The following is a 24,216-nucleotide window of genomic DNA, read 5'->3' on the forward strand; positions in this document are numbered from 1 at the left end:
TCCCGTCAATGCTTTAACGCGCTTCTATGATATCCACATTTCAAATTTATTTCATTGCCATTCATTAGTTGTGTCACAAAGAGAAAGCATTGAATTCCATGTTGCTGGAATTACAATGCTTTTTCATGGCTAAGCCTCCGCGATTATCTGCCGATACGCGCGAATGGAACAGTCAAGAGATCAATGTCGCTCCACTCTTTAGGAGAGTTGGATTCTGAAACTCCAGGTGTATCGGAAGTCGCTGGATCATTAGGAAGGGTATCCATCGGCGAGAACTCGCCTTGGTGCAGCATTACACCGATACCTTCATTCTCAATATCCGGATTGCCGAGTGCGCTGAGCGGGATTTTTGCTTCATAGAACGTGTCACGGTTTGGATCGTGGCCAAGTGTCATGAAGTTTACAAGCTTGCTTGGATTATTAACATCATCAGCATCTTTCACGCCCCATAGCGTCGAATACCCTTTGCCTTTAGCAAATTTAACGGTAATGCCGGCTGCTGCGCCTGTCTTATAGTTCACTCCAGCATCGTCAACCGGGAATAGACCGTTAACGGCTCTGGAAATGTAACCGGAGTGGAACATGTTCGAAGCGATGTTGAATTGATAATCAGGAAGATCCAGGCCGCCCCAGAGCGGCTTATTTCCATTCTTCTTCCACATATCATTTGTTGCGCCAGCACCACGAATCGTATCAAAAGCTATTGTTTGCGGCATATCCATAGAACGAATCGGTGTACCGCCTGCAGAACCAGCATTGGCAGGGTCAACGATGTCTGTAACATCTACATACTGCCAAGCCAGATACAGGTACTCGTTGTCCCATGCAGCCCACAAATGGCTAAGATCCATTGGCGTTTCATGCATAGACCAGTTGCTTCCAAGTGAACGCGGATCATCTCCGGCCATATCGATGGCAATCAGCATGTCATCTGTCCATTCACCATTGTTAGTCCCATCAATTGTGATTGGAGTGGACACGCGTTTACCAAATGAAGGGTTAGTGGAATAGGGCTTGTTCCCCCCAGGAATAACGACAATATCTTTCAATGTCACCACGGTAAGCTCAGCGCTTGCTGCGGAGAAGTTATTTGCAGCATCGAAAGCCTTTACAGTGTAGGTATACGATGTTTCGGCAGTCAGACCTGTATCCTTAAAAGTTGTTGTTGTTGAAGTTCCTACCTTTACTGCACCACGATAGATGTCGTAACCTCCCACAGCAACATTATCTGTTGAAGCCGCCCAAGACAGGCTTACCGCCGTGGATGTCTTACCGGTTGATATAAGGCTTGCTGGAACGCTTGGTGCTTGAGTATCAGTTCCTCCTGAAGTTCCAACCGTTACTTCATTGCTAGCAGCCGAAAGATTGCCTGCAGCGTCGTAAGCTTTAACTGTGTACTTATACGAAGTCGCCTCTGTTAATCCTGTATCGGTAAAGCTTGGAGTTGTTGAAGTACCCACTTTAGTTCCATTACGATAAATCTCATAACCGCTTACGTCAACATTGTCTGTCGATGCTGTCCAGGACAGGCTTACCGAAGTAGCGGTACTGCCAGTGGAAGCAAGACTCGCAGGTGTGCTTGGCGCTTGTGTATCACCTGGATCTCCTGAACTGAACTTCATGTCATCTACTACAAAACTTCCCGCACCATCTGCTTCAGTTCCACGAAGTATAGCATAGACTCTCGCGCTTGTAGCAGCTGCCGGCACCTTACCACTGAGCTGAAGAGGGACAAAGCTGTCAGTTACTTTACTGTAGTCTACCTTCGCATAAGCGATATAAGTGTTGCTCGCATTGTAGAAATCGATGTATAGCTGAACCTTTGCATTGGCTAAGCTGTAGACTTTAAATTGGCCGCTTGCCGTGTATGAAGCACCACCTACAACTGGAATCAATTGAGACACCATAACCGCATTATTGTTAGCCATGTTGGACCCAGTCAGCTTCTGGGCTTTGCTGCCGGATGCAACTGGTGCCGCAACCACTTGAAACAAAGAAGTCACACCTGATGTCGCTGATTTGGCCCAGCTGTTCGCCACACCGTTAGTACCGGTATAAGTTTCAAAGCTTGGGTTAACAAGCCGGTTGCTGCTGTCTACAGCAAGTGTCTTCACACGGAAAACCGCGCTTTCATCAGATACATTATTTGCAGCATCACGAGCCTTCACGGTAAAGCTGTAATCCGTATTGGGCGACAGGCCTGTAACGTTAAAGCTTGTGGTTGTTCCTGCAACACTTCCAGCCACAACACTGCCGCTGTATATGTCGTAGCCCGTTACCCCAACGTTATCCGTTGACGCGGTCCACTCAAGAGCAATACTGGTTGTAGTTGCTGTACCCTTTACATTTGTTGGCACCGTAGGTGCGATGGTATCACCCGCGCTCGGTACTTCAATAGTTACTTCATTGCTGTTAGCAGAGAAATTATTTGCAGCATCCCGAGCGCGGACTTGGTACTTGTAAGTCGTACCTTCCTTTACGGTACTGTCGATAAAAGTTGTTGCATTCACCGTAAATGTCTCTGTGCTTGTACCACTCTTACGAGTAATTTGGTAATCTGTTACGCCAACATTGTCAGTAGAGGCACCCCAAGTCAACGTGATTGTCTTAGGAGATCCACTGCTGAGATTGCCAGCAAGATTAGCTGGAACCGAAGGAGCAACCGTATCTACTCCTTGCGGTTTCTCCCCAAGCTTCACTTGTCCTGGAGCATTATTGATGCCAGGAATGTAAATATTGTCGCCCGTGTTGAAGAAGTAGTTCTTCTGACCGTTACTGTCCCAAACATTGCTTCCGTTGTTGAAGCAAGCTTCCAGACGGCTTGCGGTTCCAATATCAACAGTAATTTTTTTGTAGCCCGGGTTCAGCGAATCATTCTCCATCTTCACACCAGGAAGGGACGTCCAGGTGCCACCCTCGGCGCGATAGTGAATGTTAACATTCGTCCAGCCCTCTTTGTAGTAGACGGTAACCTTGTTGCCTGGCTTTGGATCTTCCGGCTTACCGGCAGTCACTTTACCTGCGTCATAGGTATTGTCGCCTTTGTTGAAGAAATAGTTCTTCTGATTGTTGCTGTCCCATTGGCCGCTGCCATTATTAAATGCTACCTCCGCGCGTGTTGCCGATGAGGTACCCAGGTCAATCGTGTACACAGCATATCCTGGAACTTCAGAGTCTGCCATTTTCACGCCTGGAACGGCTGTCCATGTTCCGCCTTCTGCGCGATAGTGGATGTATGGAGTTGCGTATCCTTTTTTGTAGTAAACTGTGACGGTGTTATCCGTACCTTGTTCCGGCGGATTGGTCTTGACACTAAGTTCGTTACTTGGATCGGATATTCCGCCCGATTGGCTTCTGGCAACAACTTTATAGGTATATGTTGTCTCTGCAGTCAAACCTGTATCCTTATAAGTTACTGCTGATGGCGAACCAACCTTAATATTGTTGCGGTATACATCGTATCCGGCAATTCCGGAGCTGTCAGTTGACGCATTCCAAGTCAATGTTACGGTCTTGTCTGTCTTCGCAGATGCAGCCAGGTTTGATGGAGCCGTCGGTTTAGTTATGATACGTGGATCTGTATCGGACCATGTGCTTCCGTCATACCAGCCTGTTGCTGTTCTTGTGAAGCCAGCCTGGTTCTGGGCAGGCAATTGTTTGCCTGTGCTGTCTTTAAAGATCATTGTAGCTTGTTCAGCCTTGTCGAAAGTGTACACATACCAGTCTCCGCCAGCGCTTGTCATTGCTGGTGCTGTGGCCCAAGTTGGGTCATTGTCCTTAGGCGCTGTACCGTAGAAGTAGATCGAAGGTGTTCCCCATCCGGCTGGTTTCTTGAAGTAAATTTCCAGCTTGGCATTAGGATCGCCCTTCGTAAAATCGTACGATGCCGTACCTTCGCCATTCTCATTCACAGCGTACATCTTCAGTGTCTTCGTGTCATTAATGGCCATGCCTGCGCCTATTGTGATTGTTGTTCCATTAGTAAATGCAGTTCCGTTAATCGGATCACTGCCATCCAGCGTGTACTTGCCGCTGTCCGCATTTTTGATCGAAAGCGTTACAGTAGTCGTTTCCGATTTGAATTTACCGCCTGCTGGTGAGGCAGTCAGAACCGGGAACTTTTTGTTCACGCCAACATTTTCAATCAGAATAACCCCATTGGCTCCAGCGGTAAATTTAGCTTTGCCTCCACTTACAACTACTTCATTCTTCGTGTAAGCATCGCGTACAGTTGTACCATCCGGGAATACGCCGGATACACTCACATCTACAGTTCCGGAAGCTCCTGTAGCCACAACTACTTTATCCAGAATATCATCCTTCTCATAGATGCGTGAGAACGTATACGGGCTATCCGCAAGCTTCTTATGCGTTCCTGCACCTACTGCAATATGATTGTTTCTGAATTGTCCAAGCTTCTGCCAATGTGACAGAACACTTTGGTTAATGCCGCTCCAGTTCATATCTGAGCGTGCGCCTTGGTCAGGGTCTGAGCCGGTAGGTCCGAACGGTCTTGCCGTCTCATCTCCATAGAAGGTTTGCACCGCGCCAGGAAGCAGCAGCAAAGCTGTACCTGCATCAATCAAGCCAGCACGGTTGTACAGATTTCTATCGTGGGACGAGATGTAGCTAAGCATATTATAGTTGGGTAGATCGTTATTAAACTCACTTGCATAACGAGAGAAGAGTCCTTCCAAATCGCTCTTATTTGCATTTTGGAACGAGAAGTTGATTAAGGAATCAAATCCATTATCGAAATAAGTGCCGTCTCTGCCGAGACCTTTATCGTACACTTCACCTGTCATCCAAAAGTTATCTGTCCAATTTGCACCCGGTTTCGTAGGGTTGTTCTGTCTCCACTTCGCCAGCGCACTGCTTGCGCTTGTCTTGAGTTCTTTCCATCTGTCTGCCTGAACGTGCTTCGCAGTATCAACACGGAAGCCATCAACTCCGAATTCCTCGACCCATGAAGACAGCCATTTGATCATATAATCCTTAGGGGCGACGTTAAGGTCTTGGCGGTATTGCTTGGCAGCTGGAACGATCCAGTTGTCGTAACCGCTTGTTTCTTTGTTGAACTTCGTCTTCAGTATCGGTGGAAGACCGGTAGGAGTAGTAGACTCCGTCTTGATATCAGGCAGGAACCCTACGCACTGCGTCTGATCACTGCCGCCGCATTGATCGTAACCCGCAATATTGTTGGCGCGAATCCAGCTACTTCCCCACCAGGAAGCCCAAGCACTGGAATTATTCGTGTTCATAATGGTGTTGTGCGTGTGCCAGTTCTGGCCTTGGTTTTTATCTGGAGTCCAGTTGCCAGCGAGTCCGCCGCGATCACCGTATCCGTATTCTGCCATGTCCACAAGTGTCGGATAAGCGACATGGTTCATAATCACATCTAGGACAACGCGGATTCCCTTGCTATGTGCGAGATCAACGAACTCGCGCATTTCATCAATCGTACCTATGCTCTTGTCCATTTCAGTGAAATCAAGACCATAGTAGCCATGGTAGCCATAGTGAGCAAAGTCACCATCTTTACCGCCTACCCAGCCGTGCATTTGTTCCCAGGGAGCTGTGATCCAAATTGCATTTGTACCCAGATCTGTGAAGTAGCCTTCCTCCAGTTTCTTGGTCAAACCTTTAATATCTCCGCCATGGAATGTTCCCACATTCGAGCCCCAGGCATCAGCCTTAGGTCTGCCATAAGCGCCGTCATTGCTGGTATTTCCGTTGTTGAAACGGTCTGTCATGACAAAATAAACGTTCGCATTATCCCAACTGAATGGGCTTGCTTCTTGCTGCTGTCCACCGTTGCCGATTTTCACTACAGCAGGAGCACTGTATACTGACTTCTGCCCGATCGTATCTATTGCTCTGACTGTGTAGGAATAAGTTTTGTCATTCGCTATTGTGTTGTCTGAATATGCCGTACCCGTTGTTTCCCCCTTCAGCGTACCGTCACGGTAAATTTCATATTTCACAACACCCTTGTCATCCGTAGAAGAACTCCATGTCAGGTTGACAGTAGTAGTGCCTACAGCTGTTCCCTTTACATTCGTTGGTGCAGTTGGAGGCTGGTCTTGCGTTCCCCCGTCACCGACGGTAACTTTAGTCGCAGTGCTGAATGCTGATTTCTGTCCGATTGTATCTATAGCTTTAATCGTATAAGAGTAGGAGTTGCCCGCAAGAACTGTTGAATCCGTGTAAGCAGGGCTTGTAGATTCACCGATGAGAGCGCTGTCACGATAGATTTCGTATTTGACTACTCCCTTATCGTCACTAGATGCTGCCCATTTCAAAGCAACGGATGTAGTGCTTGTTGCTGTTCCTTCAACATTTGTTGGTATTGTAGGAGGTTGATCTGTTGGAGTTGCCACATCGGGTACCCATACCGATACAGAACCATCTTTAACCTTGAACGTACCATTACCGTTGGAGCCGATAGTTACTTTATCAGAGAAGTTGCCTGTGATATCTTTCCATTGTTCACCGGCGTGGCTTGTTCCGACATACATCGTTTTTGATCCGCCGGTACGGTCTGTCATCACGGTTGCCAAGCCGGAGTTCGGTTTGGCAGCCAAGCCTTCACGGGTCCAGCCGATCAAGTCATCGTTATCCAGATAGTCGTTTTGTTTGCCGTATGCATAATCCTTGCGTGCTTTCAGCAGCGGATCAAGTTTGCTTTTCAGAGATTGGATTTTACCAGTTCCGGGACCAGCAGTGCTGCTGCTTCTTGTTCCATAATAGTCACCATAGAATACCGAAGGATAACCTTCCTGGCGTGTCAGCGTGAACGCATAAGCAAGTGGTTTGAACCAATCAAGAACCGGTGCGCCATGCGCATCTGCTAAACGGTCAGGCTGCGTATCATGATTCTCAACGAAAGTAACGGACTTAACTGGATTGGTTCCTGTCAATGTTCCGCTGGCCAGGTTGCGCATGCTAAAGCCTCCGTTGGAGCTGGAAGCTGCCGCAAAATTGTTGCGGAGCGGGAAATCAAATAAGGACATGCTTTGATTCACTTTGCCCAAATAAGAATTCAACTCATCTGTACCCGCGATATATTCGCCGACAGAGAACAGCTCCTTGCCTGTTTTGGCACGGGCATTTTCTACGAAATCCTTCATGAAGCTAAATTTGATATGTTTAACAGCATCAAGTCTGTAACCATCCAGCCCCATTTCGTTAACGTACCATACGCCCCATTTTTTAATTTCATCTGCAACTGCCGGATTATCATAGTCAAGATCGGTACCCATCAGGTAGTCATAGTTACCGTTCTCAGTGCTAACTTCCCAATCCCATGACTTTCCAGGGTAGCGGTAAATTTTACCGTAGTCATCTGAACCGTCAAAGTCTGTCCAATCCCATTTGAAAGAGGAATAGGCATTGTTACGGCCATCAAAATTGTATTTGGTGTAAACGTTTGTATTAAACTCGCCAATCGTCTGGTTCCGGTTGTTGCCCTGTACTTGCGTCACTTTAATATTCTCGCTTTGATCGCCACCCATCATATGGTTGACTACGATATCGCCGTAAACCTGAACATTATTGTTATGAAGCGAGTCGATCGCCGACTTCAATTCAGCTTTCGTACCATATTTGGTACGTACTGTTCCTTTCTGGTTGAATTCACCCAGATCATAGAAATCATAGACGCCATAACCGACATCATCAATTCCCGCGTGGCCCTTATAAGCAGGCGGTATCCAGATCGCCGTGATACCCACATCGCTCAGATTAGCGGCTTCAGCAGCAAGATGGTTCCAATGTCCACCATCCTTCGGGGTATTCCATTCAAAAAACTGCATTATCGTGCCATTAACCGGCACACTGCTTGTTGCTGCTGGCGCTGCTGCCTGCGTCACTGCGGACGTTGCTGTTGGAGCTGCTGTGACCGATGCTGCCGGGGCCTCTGTGGCCGCTACTGTCCGGGTGACTGTCGGCGATGCTGCCCTGGTTGCTGTTGCGGCTGCTGCTTGCCCCGCCGGCAAGACTGCAACGCTCCATAGCGTTGAGCATAGCAGCATCATACATAGTAAAACTTTGAAACTCCTTTTTCCCATTAACTTAATTCTCCTCCTCTAACCTTTGGTATGAAACGAGTAACGTGATCCTGACCAGAAAGCGATAAGCTTTAAAGATTGGATTTACGCGGTATGCAATCGTTTTCACCCAAAGTTAATTTTACCAACTTATGTTAAAATCCAGTTAAAGTAATGGAATAAGTTTTCAAAAAAAGTCATAGATTAGTAGATAATCAATGTGTTAATATTATGCATCCATGGATTCTATCAAGAGTGAAACCGATCCATTAAATTTATAGCCGGCACCTCTAACAGTAAGAATATATAGCGGTTCACTCGGAATTTTCTCAATTTTTTGCCGCAAATTATAAATATGAACCATAACGGTTCGTACGTCCCCGTGCTTAATGTCTTTCCAAATGAGATCATATAGAGTTTCGATGTGGAATACGCGATTGGGGTTCTTTGCCAGAACAATGAGGAGTTGAAATTCTTTAGAAGATAAAGAGACTTCCTTGCCATAGGCTATTACTGAGTGGGTAGTAGGGTCGATCTGCAGGCCTGGGTAGACTATCAAATGTCGTTGATTAACAGGAAAGGCCCGCTTATACCTACGGAGGTGTGCTCGAATTCGGGCGAGCCATACTTCAAAGCTGGAGGGTTTGGCAATAAACTCATCTGCTCCCCGGTTCAAGGCTTCAATCCTGAGATCATCCTCAGTATGTTGGCTTGTACAAAGGACTGGTTTATCGCAGAAATTGCGAAGTTCCGCGCATAAGTTCAAGCCGTCTGCTCCTGGCATAGACAGGTCAAGAATAATTAAGTCAGGATCTTGAGAATGAATGAAGCTGACTAATGCTTGTCCGCATTGAGCATATCCAATAGCATCATAGCCACATTCTAGTAAAGATTGAATCAACAACTTGCGAGTTTCAGTATCATCATCAACGATTACGATTTTTTCCCGCATTCATTTTCTCCTTCCATAATATTTGAAAACGCTTTCCACTGATGTTAAGAGACTGCCCACCGCATTTACACAGTGGTGGTCTGTTGGCTTATCTTTGGTAAACCATTGCATTAAATCAATTCCCAACCTTCTGTAGATATTAACATTAGAAGGTGAACTTTAGAGCGTGAAAAAAGTACTGTTTTTTACACAAAAAATATAATCAAGCAGGGCGTATACTCAGCAACAACGATGAGTAGGTTTTGGTTTTCTAATTAAAAAGATTGCACAGCCCTCATATCTTCATGAGAACCATACAATCTTCCCTCGTTCTAACCTCTCACCTACCGTAGGATTTTAAGTCCTGTGCTCATCAACCTTACTGAATCTTTCCGCCTTCAACTACAAGTTGATCCGAGTAGCCTTCCCCATAAACATCCTTGAGGGTATCTTTGTAGGCTTGATGGATGAATTTTTCTTTGCCCAGAGTCTCCATCTCTTTGTTAATCCAGTTCAGCAGTTCAGTATTCCCCTTGGCTACCGCGGGGGCAATGGTATCTTGACCGCCAAAGGCCGGGATACTGACCGTAAAGCCGGGGTTGGATTTGGCCCATGCAATCAATTCCGTATTATCGTTAGCAATAGCAGCACCTCTGCCATCTTTTAACGCCGCAAAAATTTCTGTATACTGATCGAATTTGAGCAGCTCAATGTCAGGATAATTCTTCGTGAAATAGGTCTCGGCAGTTGTACCTTTGGCTACGATTAACTTCTGGCCTTTCGCTTTCAACTGATCGATCGAAGTAATCGGGGCACTGTCCGGCGAGACAATACCAAAAGATAATTTCATATAAGGACTCGCGAAATCTACCTTCTGCTTTCTTTCATCCGTTACTGTGAAATTCGCCATAATAATATCAACCTTATTCGATTCCAGATAGGCCACACGGCTCGCGGCATCAACCAGAACGAATTCAGCTTTGGATTCGTCACCGAGCAGGTCTTTGGCGAATCTCTTGGCAATATAAACATCGAAGCCTTGATTCTTACCTTGAGAATCGACATAGCCGAACGGCGGCTTGTCCGCGAAAACGCCAATTCTAATCTTATCATTCTTCTTCAACTGTTCAATAGAAGCAAATTTCGCTGAACCGTTAGTCGTTCCTTCGCTGTTACCTGAATTTCCGCATGCAGTCAGCCCTAATAACAATATACCCGCTAGTAATAACCCCGTTAGTGCTTTGATGTGTTTCTTCATCCTACTCACCCTCGTTTCTTATAATTTGTTGTATTCAAATATATTTAGAAATTGCTGTGCACGCTCAGTCGCTGGTTCGGTGAAAAATTGTTCCGGATCCGCGATTTCACAAATCTTGCCCTGATCCATAAAGACTATCCGGTCGCCCACCGACCTTGCAAATCCCATCTCATGCGTGACGATAAGCATCGTCATCCCCTGATTCGCAAGTCCAAGAATTACATCCAGCACCTCGCGCACCATTTCTGGATCAAGTGAAGCCGTTACTTCGTCAAACAGAATAATATCAGGATTCATGCAAAGTGCTCTGACAATTGCAATCCGCTGCTTCTGTCCTCCCGATAGCTGACGCGGATAGTCATTCTTTCGGGCGAGCAGACCCACCCGGTCCAAAAGCGTCTCCGCCTGCTGGAGTGCCTCCTTACTATCTCTTTTCTGAGCCTTCAGCGGCCCTAGCAGTATGTTCTCGATCACCGTCATATGCGGGAAAAGCTCATAGTTCTGAAATACCATCCCGATATGCTGTCTTATTTCACGCCAATTCACGTGTTCCCCGGTTAAATTCTGTCCCAGGTAATGGATCGTTCCACCCTGAACTGGCTCCAAACCGTTCAAGCACCGAAGTAGAGTGCTTTTTCCGCAGCCCGATGGTCCAAGAATTACGGTAACCTCGCCCCGCTTCACCTGGAGGCTTATTCCATTCAGAACATGCCTGTCTCCAAAGAATTTCTGCAAGTTCTCCACTTCCAGCAAAATTTCTGTGTTCTCACTCATCTTGACATGTCCTTTCCTATGTTAGCTCTGCCATCTGCGCTCATATTTCCTGGACAACACCGATAACGGGTAACATACAAGAAAATAAAGTATAAAGATTAGGCCGTAGACCCAAAATGAGGCGTTCGGCGCTTTAATGACCCCAAGCTCTATAATCTGCTGTCCAACTTTCACTACATCTATGACACCAATCAAAACGACTAGCGAAGTTGTCTTCACCATTCGCGTCGCCAGGTTAATAGCCCCCGGCAGCATTCTGCGAACAGCCTGCGGTATCAACACATATCTGTACAGCTGGCCTTTACTCAGTCCCAGGGCTTTGCCGGATTCCGCCTGATGCTTCGGCATCGATTCGAGTGCGCCCCGTACAATATCCCCAATTTCCGCGGCACCCCACAGACTGAATACCAGAATGGCCGTAGTCTCCCCACTGATATCGATATGCAGCAGTGGCGAGAAGCTAAAATGAACCACATACAACCAGACCAAAATCGGAATAATCCGGAATGCCTCAAGGTACAGTCTCAGAAGCAGACGTAATGATCTGGTAGGAACCGTTCTGAGCAGTCCCATAACGACACCTAGAATCGTCCCGATCATAATAGAAATAAAGGCTATTTCTATAGTTACAAGCAGTCCGCCCAGCAGACGTTCAAAATTCGATCCTTCAAACAGCACTTCAACCCCCGAATTCGGCATGTCTAACTCTCCTTTCGAGCCAAGTTAGCACCAGGGACAGGGGCAGCACCAAGACCAAGTAAGCCAGCACCAACAGAATCAGAGATTCCGCTGTCTTATAACTCATTCCGATCAGGTCTTTGGCTACATTCATCAGATCCATCAGAGCGATTGCGCCTACAATGGAGGTTTCTTTCAGCAAAAAGATGGCATTCGCGCCAAGCGAAGGAATGCTGATTGCAAATGCCTGAGGAAGTATGACATATCTAACGAGCTGGACTTTGCTAAGTCCAATGCTTAACCCCGATTCAAGCTGCGAGCTGCTTACGGCTTCAATTCCGCTTCTGAAAGCTTCTGTCATATAGCTCCCGCCCAGAAATACCAGACCTATAGCAGCACAATCAAACTCACTCAAGTGCAGTCCTATTTTGGGCAGCCCGTAGTATAGGAAAAACAGTTGAACGAGCAAGGGCGTATTTCTAGACAGTTCAACATAGCCCACAATGAAACCACTTAGATACTTGATCCTGTAAAACAACACAAGACTGAACAGCAACCCGATGATCATCGATACGATAATAGCTATAAGCGCTAATTCCACAGTCAGCCACATGGCATCCAGGTACAAAGGAAGGCTGTCAGCAATGAACGTCCAATCTAAACTCATATTTCCACCCTTCTGTATACAAATTGATCTACTATGTACTTGAGAAAGTCTATCTCAATCTTAATGATGGTCATATGATTTATATCATATTATTCCCACCTGCTAAGTTGTATTTAAGATTATATTTTAAAATTCCCAATCTGTCCATATGCTGGATAATAACCAAAAAAAAAAAGATCACACAGCACTCAAAAATTTTGAGAGCCATGTGATCTTAATTCGTTACTTAAATTAGAATGCCGAGGACCGGGATCGAACCGGTACGGTAGTCACCTACCGCAGGATTTTAAGTCCTGTGCGTCTGCCAATTCCGCCACCCCGGCGTAATTACGCCGTTTCATGCCGATAAGTCATTATACAATATTTAGCGACGAAATAGATCATAACATGCTGCTTGCTAATATGTCAACAACTAGCTGTAAAGGTTTGCTTTTATAGAAATGTATGAACTACCTCTTTCCTCACATAATAAATGAATATTGCACAACCATTAAAGGAGGCAACCATGAATAAATGGCGGACAATAGCCCTGTCCCTGATCCTAAGTACTGCCGCTATCTCAGTTACGGGAACTTTAGCGGAGGCTCAAGGAGCTCCGATGGGACGGGATTATTATGAACCCCGGGGCGAAATCGTATGGGAGGTTCCTACCGAGGACAAGGTGGTTGCTCTTACTTTTGACGATGGGCCAGACCCCAAGCAGACTCCTGTCATTCTAGATCTTCTCGAGCAATATCAGGCAAAGGCCACCTTCTTCGTGATTGGTAACCGGGCTGTCCAGAATCCCGATCTTCTTAAAGAGATGAATCGAAAAGGGCATGAAATCGGGAATCACACCTATTCTCATATGTATTTCAATGCTAGAAATTCAGCACAATTATTCGATAAAGAAGTCACGCGAGCCGAAGAGTCGATATATAATGCTACAGGGAAGCATTCCGTCTTGTTCCGCCCGCCAGGCGGATTTTACAATAAAAACATCGTCACTTCCAGCCATAATAAAGGCTACCAAGTCATTCTTTGGTCTTGGCATCAGGATACACGAGACTGGGCAAAGCCCGGCGTCAACCGAATTGTGAACAAGGTACTTGGCAATCTTCGTAGCGGGGATATCATACTTATGCACGACCATGTGGAAGGCAGCTCCCAAACCACTCTCGCACTAAAGACTATTCTGCCGGAGATCCAAAAACGCGGTTTTCGCTGCGTTACCGTCAGTGAGCTTATGAAGCATCAGAAGCGGGCCCAACCTGTTAAGGATTTACATGACAAGGGCAGGAAGACAGGCTTGTAAATAAGGCGCGGGCCATGAAGGCCCGCTTGTTCTCTGTCTCGTAAACAGTCTCAGATCCACAAACCGCGAGTAATAATGACCAGAAGAATGAACAGTACAAGAATATATCCCGAGGAAGCCCAGATTCCTGGGGAAGGCGCTGGAGTGTGACACGCAGACTGAACATATACGGGCGGACAATGATGATAAGGAGCTCCGTGCATGTGCATAGGCTCATTGTCGTATCCATGCATAGGAGATGTGTAAGCCGGACTTTGCATAGGTGCACCGTATCCCATACCCATTTTGTGGTTCTCTGACATTCCCAAAGCACTATTGTTCATCATTAAATAACTCCTCCTTGATAGTTGACTTACCCTACCTTATGCCCGCTGGTGCCCGGGTGGCTGGGTGTACGCCCCTGTGGAGGAAATTAATTGCGGATGAGAGGGACGAGCCCCTGAGGTTAATCCTTTGTATTACCTGGTCGATTCTTGCCGAGTTCAAACAATCCCGTTGCACTGAGGCCAGCTAGTCCTCCTGCCCATAGGCGCAGGGTCAGATTAAGGTCTGTAAAAGGGAACGATATCCCGCCAACAATGAGGCCGATCCCTAGACCAAGCACCGGAAGCAGATTCTTTTTCACATTAACTGTCCTCTTCATCAACTGAACTCCTGCCAACACAAAAACGGTCAACACCGAAGCAAAGGCCAGAACTACGATTAGATTTGCATTCTCCATTTAATGTTTATCCTCCCCTCTTGCATTGAGTAACCCACCGCGGTATAGAACAGTTAGTACCCGATAAAAGTCCTCACTGCCGCCCTTAGGTGTGTCAATTAACCCGGCTTCATATGCCGATTTCACAGCCATCTCAGCCCATTTAGGTATCTCGCTGCTGTGCAGTTTTTCCAGCTTCGTGATGCGGTCGGACTGGGCATTTACTGTGTCCTTAAGTTCATCAAGTTCATTCATTTCTGCTGCGGTCATTCCGTCATCATCTCCCTTTAGATTTTTAACTATGGGCACGCATTCAAGCTTCTTGTCGGTTCCATAACCTTTGTACGGATACTCCAAATGCGGCTTGTCCCAGCTGCCTTTCCAGTCGCCTCCCCACTTGAATCCAAGTCGTTTGGCTTCGCTAACAGCCCTCTGGATGTCTGCCCGGTAGTAGGCGTTGTAGTCAGCACCACCAGCTTCAGATACAGGTACAAAGTCCAGAGCTTGGCCTACCAAATGCCAACTCTTCAGGGTATGACTCGATCCGTTCTTTACATATTCAGCCTGCTTCTCCTTCGTCCGGATCGTCTCGGTAATAAGGATATCTATGTTGTTATCCAAGCAAAATTGGTACCATTTATAAGCTGCCATGCGGGTATTTGGGGACAAGTTATCCAAATTGGTCCGGTTCCGTCTGTCATATCGCATTGTTGCACCTACTTTCCAAGAAACATATTTGCCACCATTACTCCCACGGTAATTCCAATTACGTACTTAAGTAGATCGAGCCACATTTTGCGTTCGGCGCTGCTATCTTTGCCTGCCTGTTGGAGCAGGGTGAATATCTTGCTTTCCAATGAATCGAACTTGGCCATAATCGCGCTGAATTGAATTTCCATTTTTATCGTGGACTCTTTAATCTGGTTGATACTCTCATCATGCCTGTGATCGTTCTCTTCCAGGAGCTTGATTTTGGTTGTCGTGCTGATGCTCTCGGCTGCTAGTCGGGTAAATTCATTGGACAGTGCTGCAAGCCCCTTCTCGACCCCTTCGAGCCTTTGGATAACTACATCCTTAGTCCCTCCCTCTTTATCTACTTTCCCGTCGGTCATAAATTAGCCTCCTCTCTCTATGTGAAAATGGTTGTTTAAAGAAAAGAGCCCCCGGATCGGGGGCATAAAAATACGCCTTGGGGCGTTGTCTCTGTCAAATGCTTCTTACGGTCATATTCTGCTTACCTTCGGCAGATAGGATTACGTCAATTTCAGCTTTATATTCAGGGTACAATACACAATGATAGCTTATTGCATTTTTCAGCATAATACTCATTGCTAAAATGCAACGCCATGATTACTCAGCCCTTTCTGGAGTAACAGGAAGTCAACAACTTCTTGCGTTGTTTCCAATTAGGCTCTTAGCACCCCTACTTCACTAGGTGGAATGTCTTCCAATATAACTTGATGCGGATCGAATGAAACATCTATCCCGATACCATCGATCATCTTAATTCTTTTCGCTTCTGGGATTTCTATCTCAAGAAAAGGTATCCCACTCGGTACGTGATAGTCCCCGGTAATCATAGAAACCACATAGCCTTTGGCATCATGTACAAGTAATGTTTTCATCTTCATTCCTCCTTTTATTCAAAAGCAATCCAATTATATTGTATATTTCCTGCCCATACAGGTAGTTGAAACGTCGTAGCGGTAACGGATAGATTACCAGTCTCTATAAAGTCACTCAGATAACCCGATGTTTGTGTTGAACTATATGCGGCAGTTACAATACACCACCCAGTACCTGCCCCCATATAATAATCACCCAAATAACTTTGATATACCGTCATGTAGGTACTGTTTGATGCAAATAGCATAATCGCTTTAGGTTTAAAGGTAAGTCCAGCTACACTCACATAAGGCAATGCGACTGGCGCGCCACCGCCTACCATATTAAATGATATACCGGGTTGAATGGATGTAGTTATTCCAGATACAAACTGTCTTCCTGTTCCTACATAAGTACCCAACACCCCAAAAATATCTACCCCACTCTTAATATTCGCTGCTATTAGATCAGCATCACCCTTCACCGTAATCTGATCATAATTATCCGCAGGCATTATCTGGTCTGATACTCCGGGAACAATAATTTTAGGAGGCTGCGCCACGCCTGTCCCGTCTATCCGATTTATGTCCAGTCCGTAACTATCTAACATCGGCATCTTAGCTCACCTCACGGCCACTAATATAGTAGGTAAGAGCTGAAGCTGTGCCGGCCAGTCCAGTGATCGTCTCCCCTGCATTCAGAATCTGGTCCAGGAACGGAATAGTGATTGTATCATTGGCCTTGATCTTATGCTGGTAGATCACCTCTGTCCCTGCCAGCAAAAGTGTAACTGTGGCATCTGTGGCCGTCTTATTGCAAATAGTCAGTGCCTTGAGAAATGTCGTGGTAGAAGCCGGTACTGTGTATACTGTAGTGCTCGCAGTCCCGAATATGCCTTTTCCTAATCTTTTACTTACATCTGGCATTTATAGAGCCCCCCATCTATTTACTTGGTCTGTGTAATTCTTAGCGTTCGTCTCGGCTGCACCAGCTGCCATTACCCCTGCGCTCCCCCGATCATATGCATCCTTCACCGCCTTCTCCGTAGCCGCCAATGATTCACTAGTTCCGCTTGTGGAGCTGGAAAGCTGGACCTTCCCCTTGGATGTAAGGGTAGCATCTGGAATGTCAATTTTGATATTCCCTAGATCTGTCTGTACTTTTCCAATCGCACCATCAATCTTGTCCCAGTTCTGATTAAGCATCGTATCGATGTTGAACGTATCATTTCCGTCTGTTGCTGGATTCTTTTTCAATAAGTTTAAATTGGGTGTGCTGCTAGCCACGGAATACACCTCCTGCAAATTTAGATAATGGAATGTTCTCCAGCTCATTAATCTTGATAACTTCGTGAAGATCGCGGATTAGCATGTAACTGAACTCATACTCCACCGCCATATGTGCTGGCTTGATCTCCTCGATTACAGCCTTGAGATCGTCCAGATTTGGCGGGATGCCAATCGTATCTATAAACTGGATGGTAAAAGAATACTTCGCAGGCTGGAACGTTACGTTCACTTGCCCACCGTCATACGACTCGGCTACACTTTTCACTAGATGACCTGTGAAACTTCCGGCTCCTCTTAATCTTGACTCAACTAGCGCACGGCGCTGATCAATAGGCTTATCCGGCTCTGTCCGAATGCCGAGCTCAGACTCCCATCTACCCAGTCCCCATGTGGCGGTTCTGACGAAGAATTGATTGAGCGTCTCATCCATAGCCGCGAAGAGGGAGTCTAACTCGGCCCCTTTTGCATCCATATCCGCCTTAATGACTCTTGAGGTCGCATAGTAATCAGGCAAATAGGACAGCATTTCCTCCCCCCGCCTGCTTCTCATCACCAGCTCATTCACCCACATTCACCGTCCCTAGCACCGCAACCTTTCCCTGAGGGATCTCTAGATTGGTATTACTCACTCCATTAATGGTCAGGTCTGCATAGTCAATAATGGATGAGAGATCCAGCAAGACTGCTGCAATTCTTGTGTAGCGGACAAGCGGATCGGTAAAGGCGACCGTCTTCAGGTAATCCCGAATTCCTTTTTCAATCATCGTCTTCACATTCGCAAGTATAGAACCGCCAGCCAGCGTCAGCTTGACACTGATATTTAGGGGCACTTCTTCCGCAGCCATGACAGTAACCACGGCTCCCGCCGGTGCTGCTCCTTGACCTTGCCCATCCTGAGTCGGATCAATATAATGCTGAACGGCTTGGACCACCTCTGAACCAGCTGCCCTTTTCTCTGAATCTAGCAGGTAAATGCCCACGGTTCCCGGACCTTTCCAGAGGGACTGAACCTGCACCCCACCTACTCCCGGCTGTTCAAAAGCCCACTGGCGATACTGTGCCTTATTCCCGCTGGTCCCTGGGCTGCGAACCTTCTCGAGAAAACGCGCAAGCAAAGACTCATCCGATTCGATATCTGCACCGCCTCTTGTCTCGATTTCATTCGTAACAGCGCTGATCCCGCTAACCGACGAGGTCATCACGGTAATCGTTCCTCCTGGTACATTCCCGTTCTTGCCTGCGACTACCGCCCTTACTGGGACTGAACCAAGGCCATCCTCGCCCAGTACAACATCTCTATTAGTGGCAAAATCAATCGAGTTCTCCCCCGATATTTCATCCGCAGGTGTAGCCACTATCGTTCCAGATGGAATCAAGCTTCCAGGTGTTCCAGTAAAAATAACCGTACCTGCAGCCGGCGCAGCTTCCCGCCTCACTACCCCATGCTCCGCGCAGCGAAGATCCAGATAATCGCCATAAGCGGTCGCTGCGAACCCGCGATTCAGCATCTGCTGTGCCCATAATGCAGCCTCGGACAGCATGAATGCGGCCGGAGCAGCCGCATCCCACATGAAAGAACCTTCCGAAATATCAATATCGGAAGGCACTCTGGCCAGCATGCGCTGCAAAATATTTTCTTCAGTCTGATCCTCCAAATATAAAGGCAATTCGCCCATCATATCACCACGTTTCCCTGTAAAGTTACTTGTTCGTCCCTGATACTAGACACCCTGCAGCTGAAAGAGCAGTTATCCCCCAGCCAATTGAATTCGAATCCATCCACTCGTTCGGTACGGCTGTCCGTGAGCAAAGCCTCCTGAACCATTCTCTGAATCTCACTCTCATAGACAGCTCTCTGAACGCCGGAACCGATCAGACCTTCCAATTCATGGCCATAGTCACGAGAGTAGATTATATACTTGTATCGTGCGGTTAGAATCGTCTTCATACACCACTGAATCCAGGCTTCCTTCTCGTCCGCTTGCACGATTTTGCCTGTAGGGGTAATCATAAATTCTCCCGCATTGAAATCAAATTTCCAGCTCCGTCCAAACCGAGTCGTAGTTCCTGCCTCGGCTTCCTGCATAATCTCAGACTCTGTGAAATCTGCATTTACAGGAAATAGATTAGGCATTCCCACTCACCACCTTGCACATAACAATTACATCCTGGCCTCCATTTAGGCGAAGGGCAAGCACCCGATCTCCGGGCCGGAGACCTTGTCGCACATTCAATAACGTCTTCTCAATCTCTGCCTCGTGAAAAAGAAACCTTCCCTCTCCACCAACCATTCCGCCACTTCCATCCCGCAGACCTTCCACAGTACCTGCAAGTGTGAATTCCGGAAGAACTAAGTTCCCCGGAAGCTCCGCCACCAAAAAATCCTGAATTTCATGCTTGAAGTCATCCAGTTTTAGACCTGATGGTGTTAGGGTGGCCAAGACCGGCCCCACTCCGCTCAATGCCTGCTTGGTATGGGATATCATAGCGGTGTTAACAAGAGAGGCCAGCGTTCCATAAGTATCTTCACTCAAGATAAAACCTCCTTCTAACATCATCCATTGCAGCAAGCTCCAGAGTCATCGTGCCTCCATTCTTCAGTTCCCGGCTGACAGAAGTCACAATTAGGCGCTCCCCGCTGACCATAACTGCGTCCCCTGCCCTGATCGTGTTCACATCAAGAGAAGTCACGGTCAGTGAATGCTGGATACCTGCCAGCTTGCTTTTAGCCAAGATTTTGGCGGCAGCTTCCGTCTTAACAGCGTCGTCCTGGACAATTTTCAGCAGCGTGCCAAGTTTATCAGTCTGACCTTTCACCCTAGCCAGCACTTTAGATGGAACTTCCTCGCTGCCGCTTTCCGAAGAACCGATGACCTTCACCTCGGTCACAGCTCCCTCCAAGGATCTGGATTGCCCCACTTCTGTATTGAAATCAAGCTTATAGACCACAGCGTTACTGCCTAATTTGTGCAAAATAAGACCGCTCGGCGTCATTCTCGGATGGAACAGCCCACCCCCAAGCTTTGCCGTCTCTCTAAGATCACTGGTCATCATCGAATAGATGGACTGGGCCCGGTACATGGCACGTCCTAGCTTTGTCTTCGTATTCGGCATGTCTTTATGCAGTGGAATATTCCAGTGCTGCGCATATTTCTTCATTCGTTCGTCGGCAGACTGCCCTTTGGGGAACAGGTATTCATCCTCTGAACGATCCAGATAAATCGTCTTATCGTATACCGTTAGCGTAAGCCGCTTGGGGCTTCCCGAGCTTTCACACTCCCAGATCACTCCGGGCTGAAGAAGGTACACCAGGCCTTTACCTCCATAGGGCACACCACTAACACGAATATCCTGCCCCGGTTCAATCGCAGGCAGGCTTGAATGGACTATAAGACTAATTGTTGCCTGGTAGGCAATCTGATCTAGTGAATCCCTGAGTGAAATACTTTCCACCAGCGGGGTAAGGTCATACTTATTCTGCAAAATAACTTTGTAATTGGCCTCACTACCTACGCTAGTCATGGCATCACCAGCTTCTGGCCAACCCTGATCTTGTTCGGATCATTCCCAATCAGCAGCTTGTTAAGCTTATAAATCTCCTTCCAACGTGCGCTGCTGCCGAGCTGAAGCTTGGCTATTTTCGAAAGGGAATCCCCCGGCTTGACGATATAGATCTTAGGAGATTTCTTCAGATCAGGCCGACTGGATTTGGCTCCAGATCCCGCAACCGCTCCACCTAACTTTCCAACCTTCAACTCTCTCCAGGTCCGCATAGTCAGATCAAAATAAACATCTCCCGTTTCACCACCCCGAAAGGTCGAATTGTGGGAGGCTATAATAACCAAGGTATTCACCTGTGTTCCTGTGATAATCAGCCGCAGCGGTGTCTTGCTGTGCAGAAAGGTCGTCAGCTTGTTCATTGCTTTCTGCGGGTCGGGAACGGGCTTATAGTTGCAGTAACTCTCGTTATAAACTTTTGGAAAAAAAGAAGAGAAGGTGATCTCCTTCACCCTCTCCCCTTGCGGAAAATCAAAATCACCCAGCGACAACAGGGATACCGTATCGTATCCCCGCTCGCGCGTGATCTGCACTTCTTCAGGATTCACGGGGAAAACAAAATTCTCCCCATTTCCATCCCTCAGACTAAATTCCATACCGGAAACCATGGTTCACCTCCTGCTTCTAATTGGCTAAAAATTTGGGTTTGCTGTTCTGCATGGCCCCTCTTAGCTGTGCCGCCACCCTCTGCCCAACTTGAGCTGCTATCGCATCATAGTCAATCTGCCCGTTCGTGGACTGTACCTGTACAGCACCCACAGGCATGTTGACGTTGATTTGGTTATTTGTCTCAAACTTTAAGTTCTTGATTTCATTCAGCAGGCCATTTAACTGCGGCTCCGAGATCTGCACGGTTTGCATTTGGCCGTTCTTTTGTCCCACCGTGACAGAGCTCTTCGACTGCGCTTTTGCTGCCACTGACCCACTAGCCGATCCCGCTGCGGCTGCGGCAGCTAGTGATGACCCTGTTACTGCAACGGAAGGAGGCTTTGGTGGTGGCATCTTTGGAAGCGGAGCCTTGACTGCTGGCTTAGGCGCCTCCTTTTTCTTCCCCCAAAAGAAGTTTCCGATGGCACTTCCGATATCACTCCCCGCGATACTCCCGATCAATCCACCAGCTGCAGCCCCAATGGCGGTGCCTACGCCCGGAAGGATCATGGTGCCGATCGCTCCGCCAGCTGCAGCCCCTGCCCAACCGCCTGCGGCTGAGCCTACCGCTCGGTTACGCTCCTCGCCAGGCTTGGCTTTGGCGATGTCGATGACATCCATGGCTGTGCTGATTGGGCCGAGAGCTTTCTTACCAATATTCACTGCACCTTTAAAGAGGTTTTTCCCGGTATCCAGGAGCCCGCCGAAAAATCCCTTGGCAGGCGAAGCTGCTTTTACAACTTCAGCCACCTTATTAACTGGAGGCGTCACAGCGGGTTTGGGGACTGCTACAGGTTGTGCTGGAGCAATCGGTTTTGCTGGGATTGAAGCAGCAGGGGAAATATTGACCGCTGCTGGATTTGGCAGGATAGAGGCCCCCGCTTGTATGCCATTTAATGCAGAGGACTTGCCACCTGCCAAGGATTCCTTGATTGTGTTCGCTGGAGTATCTGTAAGGGACTTGGGTACAGCAGGAGGCTTGCTGGTTCTGGTTTGCCTGGTCCTCCCGCCTTCACGGGGACTTTTATTGCTGACATCCCGGCCTTTTTTTTCTGAAAAACTTTCTGAAGCATCGTTACCAGATTTGCCAAATTTCTTCTTTACATAATCCTTAGTTTTCCTAACCCCGCCAACAAAGCCCTTTGCTCCCTTGCTAATGTTTTTCACTGCATCAAAAATGTCATTCAAGTTTCCAGCATATTCTCCCAAGGTCTGAAACCAGTTTTTATCTTCCTCTTCCTTCCCCTTACAGCTACACTCCACGGCCAGCTTTCCCCCAGGAAAAATCTCGCCAAGCGCTGCCTTGAACGAAGCCGTCAATTCATCCGTACCAACTGTTGTTACGTACACAGAAGTACTCGATGTTGCAGACGCAGCAGCGGAGCTCGTCGGCATACCCTTCAGCCATTTTCCAAGTGCAGAGGCCAAATCTCCAAAAACAACCTCTACCTTCTCCTTAATATTGACCTGGTAGGCGGCTGGTTTAGCAAGATACCTTAGGTGTACTTGGTCCAGTGCCCTCGACAGATTCTTCACCGACTGGGTCATCCGGTCAACCATATTGACCTGGGACATGAGCTGCACCCGCTCCAGCTTTTTCACCCGCTTCTGGATAGAGTCGAGATATTTATCCATGCTTTTCAGCTCCCGGTTGCCCTTAAGCAGGCTTTGAAAGCCGACGTTTACATTCAACTTCACATCCGATGTCTCACTCATATCAATATTCACCTCCTTCTCTACGAACTATTCCCCGCCAGCATATCCAGCTCCAGCTCGGAGAAGGCAAGCAGCAGCTTGCGCTCCCCCTGCGGCAGCGTCCAGAACACTCCGGGACGGAGATGATGCCGTGACCACATGTGGTACAGCATCGTCGTCATTCCGCCGGAGTGTATTAGTTTTTTAGGTCATCAATGGCGACACCGAAGCCGGAAAGCTCCAGCACTTTGTCACCTACGGCATCAAGCTCACCCGCAAGGAGCATGCGTCTAACCGCCTGCTCTCCTCCGGACAGCTTCATTCTGCTGACAATACGCGAGTCTCCCCAGCCACTAAGCTGAAGTCCCTTCACTTCAAGCTGTGCCGTAGCTTCCGAAATCAGGAGCGCATTGAACACCTCGGTGTCCACCTTCTCCTCGGTCCGGCCCTTCACGGTCTTGCGAATCGTGCATCGCTCGCGGATACTATCTACCTTGCTGGAGGTCAGCCCCCGCAGCACCAGCTTCATATCCAGCCGCTGAATAAAGACAGCCTCTTCAGGCAGCTTGTTCGCCGCCTCAAAGAGGCTGTCCAGAATTTGTTCTTCACTTAGATTTTCAATTGTACTCATGTAAGCATTCCTCCATTAAATTTAGTTAGCCGCAATCGGATTGACCAGTTCATATCCTTCAAATGTAAACGCCGTTTCCTCGGCTACTTCTTCTCCTGCACTCCAGTTCGCTAACTGGATTTTGTCAGGCGAGCAGCGGATCAGCTTAACCATTTCGTAACCGTAAGCTTCTGGATCATCCAGCTTGGAGAGGATCTCGAATTTGGTAAATCCGCGTTTGATCATATCCGAAGTGATCTTATAACCACTCATCGTCCCTGTACCTTTCTTGATCCCGTTCTTATGAACTTTCCAATCCGAACCGCACAGATTAAGCTCCCTTTTCTCCACTTCCACGCTGGCCTCCAGCTTATTGATATGAGTCTGCCACACTCCATCGATGAAGACCTGACCATAAGTACCGAGAATAACCTTTGATGCATCCAACATAATGCTCATCT

Annotated in this window: 24 protein-coding genes and 1 tRNA gene; 1 reads left to right on the forward strand and 24 read right to left on the reverse strand. The window is 47.5% G+C overall.

What is annotated here, in order from left to right; all coding sequences use genetic code 11:
* Positions 1-143: 143 nt before the first annotated feature.
* The 7 genes from EJP77_RS04860 to EJP77_RS04890 all read right to left on the reverse strand — a co-directional run bounded on the left by EJP77_RS04860 (position 144) and on the right by EJP77_RS04890 (position 12,679).
* Positions 144-8,069, reverse strand: a complete 7,926-nt coding sequence (locus EJP77_RS04860) for an alpha-amylase (protein WP_127198014.1) — start codon at positions 8,067-8,069, stop codon at positions 144-146.
* A gap of 208 nt (positions 8,070-8,277) precedes the next feature.
* On the reverse strand, positions 8,278-9,000 hold the full coding sequence (locus EJP77_RS04865) for a response regulator transcription factor (RefSeq protein ID WP_127198015.1): 723 nt from the start codon (positions 8,998-9,000) through the stop codon (positions 8,278-8,280).
* Positions 9,001-9,358: 358 nt separating this feature from the next.
* Positions 9,359-10,237 carry a cysteine ABC transporter substrate-binding protein gene (locus tag EJP77_RS04870; protein WP_127198016.1) on the reverse strand — a complete coding sequence of 293 codons (879 nt, stop codon included), beginning with the start codon at positions 10,235-10,237 and terminating at the stop codon, positions 9,359-9,361.
* 18 nt (positions 10,238-10,255) lie between these two features.
* Entirely contained in the window at positions 10,256-11,011 is a 756-nt protein-coding gene (locus EJP77_RS04875; protein WP_127198017.1) for an amino acid ABC transporter ATP-binding protein, read from the reverse strand.
* 21 nt (positions 11,012-11,032) lie between these two features.
* Positions 11,033-11,710 (reverse strand): amino acid ABC transporter permease, encoded by a 678-nt coding sequence (locus EJP77_RS04880; protein ID WP_127198018.1) that lies wholly within the window; start codon positions 11,708-11,710, stop codon positions 11,033-11,035.
* Positions 11,691-12,356: an amino acid ABC transporter permease gene (locus EJP77_RS04885; RefSeq protein WP_127198019.1), complete on the reverse strand. Its 666-nt coding sequence runs from the start codon at positions 12,354-12,356 to the stop codon at positions 11,691-11,693. The genes EJP77_RS04880 and EJP77_RS04885 overlap by 20 nt, the downstream gene beginning before the upstream one ends.
* 237 nt (positions 12,357-12,593) lie before the next feature.
* Positions 12,594-12,679: transfer RNA gene (locus EJP77_RS04890), tRNA-Leu, on the reverse strand.
* 182 nt (positions 12,680-12,861) lie between these two features.
* Here EJP77_RS04890 and EJP77_RS04895 point away from each other — a divergent pair.
* The gene (locus EJP77_RS04895) at positions 12,862-13,650 is read left to right on the forward strand and encodes a polysaccharide deacetylase family protein (protein ID WP_127198020.1); all 789 of its coding nucleotides are present in this window, start codon (positions 12,862-12,864) and stop codon (positions 13,648-13,650) included.
* A 50-nt stretch (positions 13,651-13,700) separates the two neighbouring features.
* Here the strand turns inward: EJP77_RS04895 and EJP77_RS04900 are convergent, their stop codons facing one another.
* The 17 genes from EJP77_RS04900 to EJP77_RS04980 all read right to left on the reverse strand — a co-directional run bounded on the left by EJP77_RS04900 (position 13,701) and on the right by EJP77_RS04980 (position 24,205).
* Positions 13,701-13,775 (reverse strand): sporulation protein YjcZ, encoded by a 75-nt coding sequence (locus EJP77_RS04900; protein WP_127198317.1) that lies wholly within the window; start codon positions 13,773-13,775, stop codon positions 13,701-13,703.
* A 320-nt stretch (positions 13,776-14,095) separates the two neighbouring features.
* The gene (locus EJP77_RS04905; RefSeq protein WP_127198021.1) at positions 14,096-14,371 is read right to left on the reverse strand and encodes a holin; all 276 of its coding nucleotides are present in this window, start codon (positions 14,369-14,371) and stop codon (positions 14,096-14,098) included.
* Positions 14,372-15,058, reverse strand: coding sequence for a M15 family metallopeptidase (locus EJP77_RS20840; RefSeq protein WP_246021673.1), 687 nt, complete (start codon positions 15,056-15,058; stop codon positions 14,372-14,374). It lies immediately after the preceding gene.
* Between the two features lie 8 nt (positions 15,059-15,066).
* Positions 15,067-15,462 (reverse strand): hypothetical protein, encoded by a 396-nt coding sequence (locus tag EJP77_RS04915; RefSeq protein WP_127198022.1) that lies wholly within the window; start codon positions 15,460-15,462, stop codon positions 15,067-15,069.
* Between the two features lie 294 nt (positions 15,463-15,756).
* Positions 15,757-15,975, reverse strand: coding sequence for a hypothetical protein (locus EJP77_RS04920; RefSeq protein WP_127198023.1), 219 nt, complete (start codon positions 15,973-15,975; stop codon positions 15,757-15,759).
* Between the two features lie 14 nt (positions 15,976-15,989).
* The gene (locus EJP77_RS04925; RefSeq protein WP_127198024.1) at positions 15,990-16,571 is read right to left on the reverse strand and encodes a hypothetical protein; all 582 of its coding nucleotides are present in this window, start codon (positions 16,569-16,571) and stop codon (positions 15,990-15,992) included.
* A gap of 1 nt (position 16,572) precedes the next feature.
* On the reverse strand, positions 16,573-16,881 hold the full coding sequence (locus EJP77_RS04930) for a hypothetical protein (RefSeq protein WP_127198025.1): 309 nt from the start codon (positions 16,879-16,881) through the stop codon (positions 16,573-16,575).
* Positions 16,882-17,241, reverse strand: a complete 360-nt coding sequence (locus tag EJP77_RS04935) for a tail fiber protein (protein WP_221885994.1) — start codon at positions 17,239-17,241, stop codon at positions 16,882-16,884.
* Positions 17,234-17,794: a YmfQ family protein gene (locus EJP77_RS04940; protein WP_127198027.1), complete on the reverse strand. Its 561-nt coding sequence runs from the start codon at positions 17,792-17,794 to the stop codon at positions 17,234-17,236. Before EJP77_RS04940 ends, EJP77_RS04935 begins: the two co-directional genes overlap by 8 nt.
* Before the next feature lie 7 nt (positions 17,795-17,801).
* The gene (locus EJP77_RS04945) at positions 17,802-18,920 is read right to left on the reverse strand and encodes a baseplate J/gp47 family protein (protein WP_127198318.1); all 1,119 of its coding nucleotides are present in this window, start codon (positions 18,918-18,920) and stop codon (positions 17,802-17,804) included.
* Positions 18,920-19,378: a DUF2634 domain-containing protein gene (locus EJP77_RS04950; RefSeq protein ID WP_127198028.1), complete on the reverse strand. Its 459-nt coding sequence runs from the start codon at positions 19,376-19,378 to the stop codon at positions 18,920-18,922. The genes EJP77_RS04945 and EJP77_RS04950 overlap by 1 nt, the downstream gene beginning before the upstream one ends.
* Positions 19,371-19,778, reverse strand: a complete 408-nt coding sequence (locus EJP77_RS04955; protein ID WP_127198029.1) for a hypothetical protein — start codon at positions 19,776-19,778, stop codon at positions 19,371-19,373. The genes EJP77_RS04950 and EJP77_RS04955 overlap by 8 nt, the downstream gene beginning before the upstream one ends.
* The gene (locus EJP77_RS04960; protein WP_127198030.1) at positions 19,771-20,766 is read right to left on the reverse strand and encodes an XkdQ/YqbQ family protein; all 996 of its coding nucleotides are present in this window, start codon (positions 20,764-20,766) and stop codon (positions 19,771-19,773) included. The genes EJP77_RS04955 and EJP77_RS04960 overlap by 8 nt, the downstream gene beginning before the upstream one ends.
* Positions 20,763-21,398, reverse strand: a complete 636-nt coding sequence (locus EJP77_RS04965) for a LysM peptidoglycan-binding domain-containing protein (protein WP_127198319.1) — start codon at positions 21,396-21,398, stop codon at positions 20,763-20,765. The genes EJP77_RS04960 and EJP77_RS04965 overlap by 4 nt, the downstream gene beginning before the upstream one ends.
* A 28-nt stretch (positions 21,399-21,426) precedes the next feature.
* Complete coding sequence (locus EJP77_RS04970) at positions 21,427-23,166, reverse strand: hypothetical protein (RefSeq protein WP_127198031.1); 1,740 nt, start codon at positions 23,164-23,166, stop codon at positions 21,427-21,429.
* Positions 23,167-23,341: 175 nt separating this feature from the next.
* The gene (locus EJP77_RS04975) at positions 23,342-23,776 is read right to left on the reverse strand and encodes a phage tail assembly chaperone (protein ID WP_127198032.1); all 435 of its coding nucleotides are present in this window, start codon (positions 23,774-23,776) and stop codon (positions 23,342-23,344) included.
* Positions 23,777-23,797: 21 nt separating this feature from the next.
* Positions 23,798-24,205 carry a phage tail tube protein gene (locus EJP77_RS04980; RefSeq protein WP_127198033.1) on the reverse strand — a complete coding sequence of 136 codons (408 nt, stop codon included), beginning with the start codon at positions 24,203-24,205 and terminating at the stop codon, positions 23,798-23,800.
* Positions 24,206-24,216 lie beyond the last annotated feature (11 nt).

The organism is Paenibacillus zeisoli, from assembly GCF_003994465.1.
Taxonomy (GTDB): Bacteria; Bacillota; Bacilli; order Paenibacillales; family Paenibacillaceae; genus Fontibacillus; species Fontibacillus zeisoli.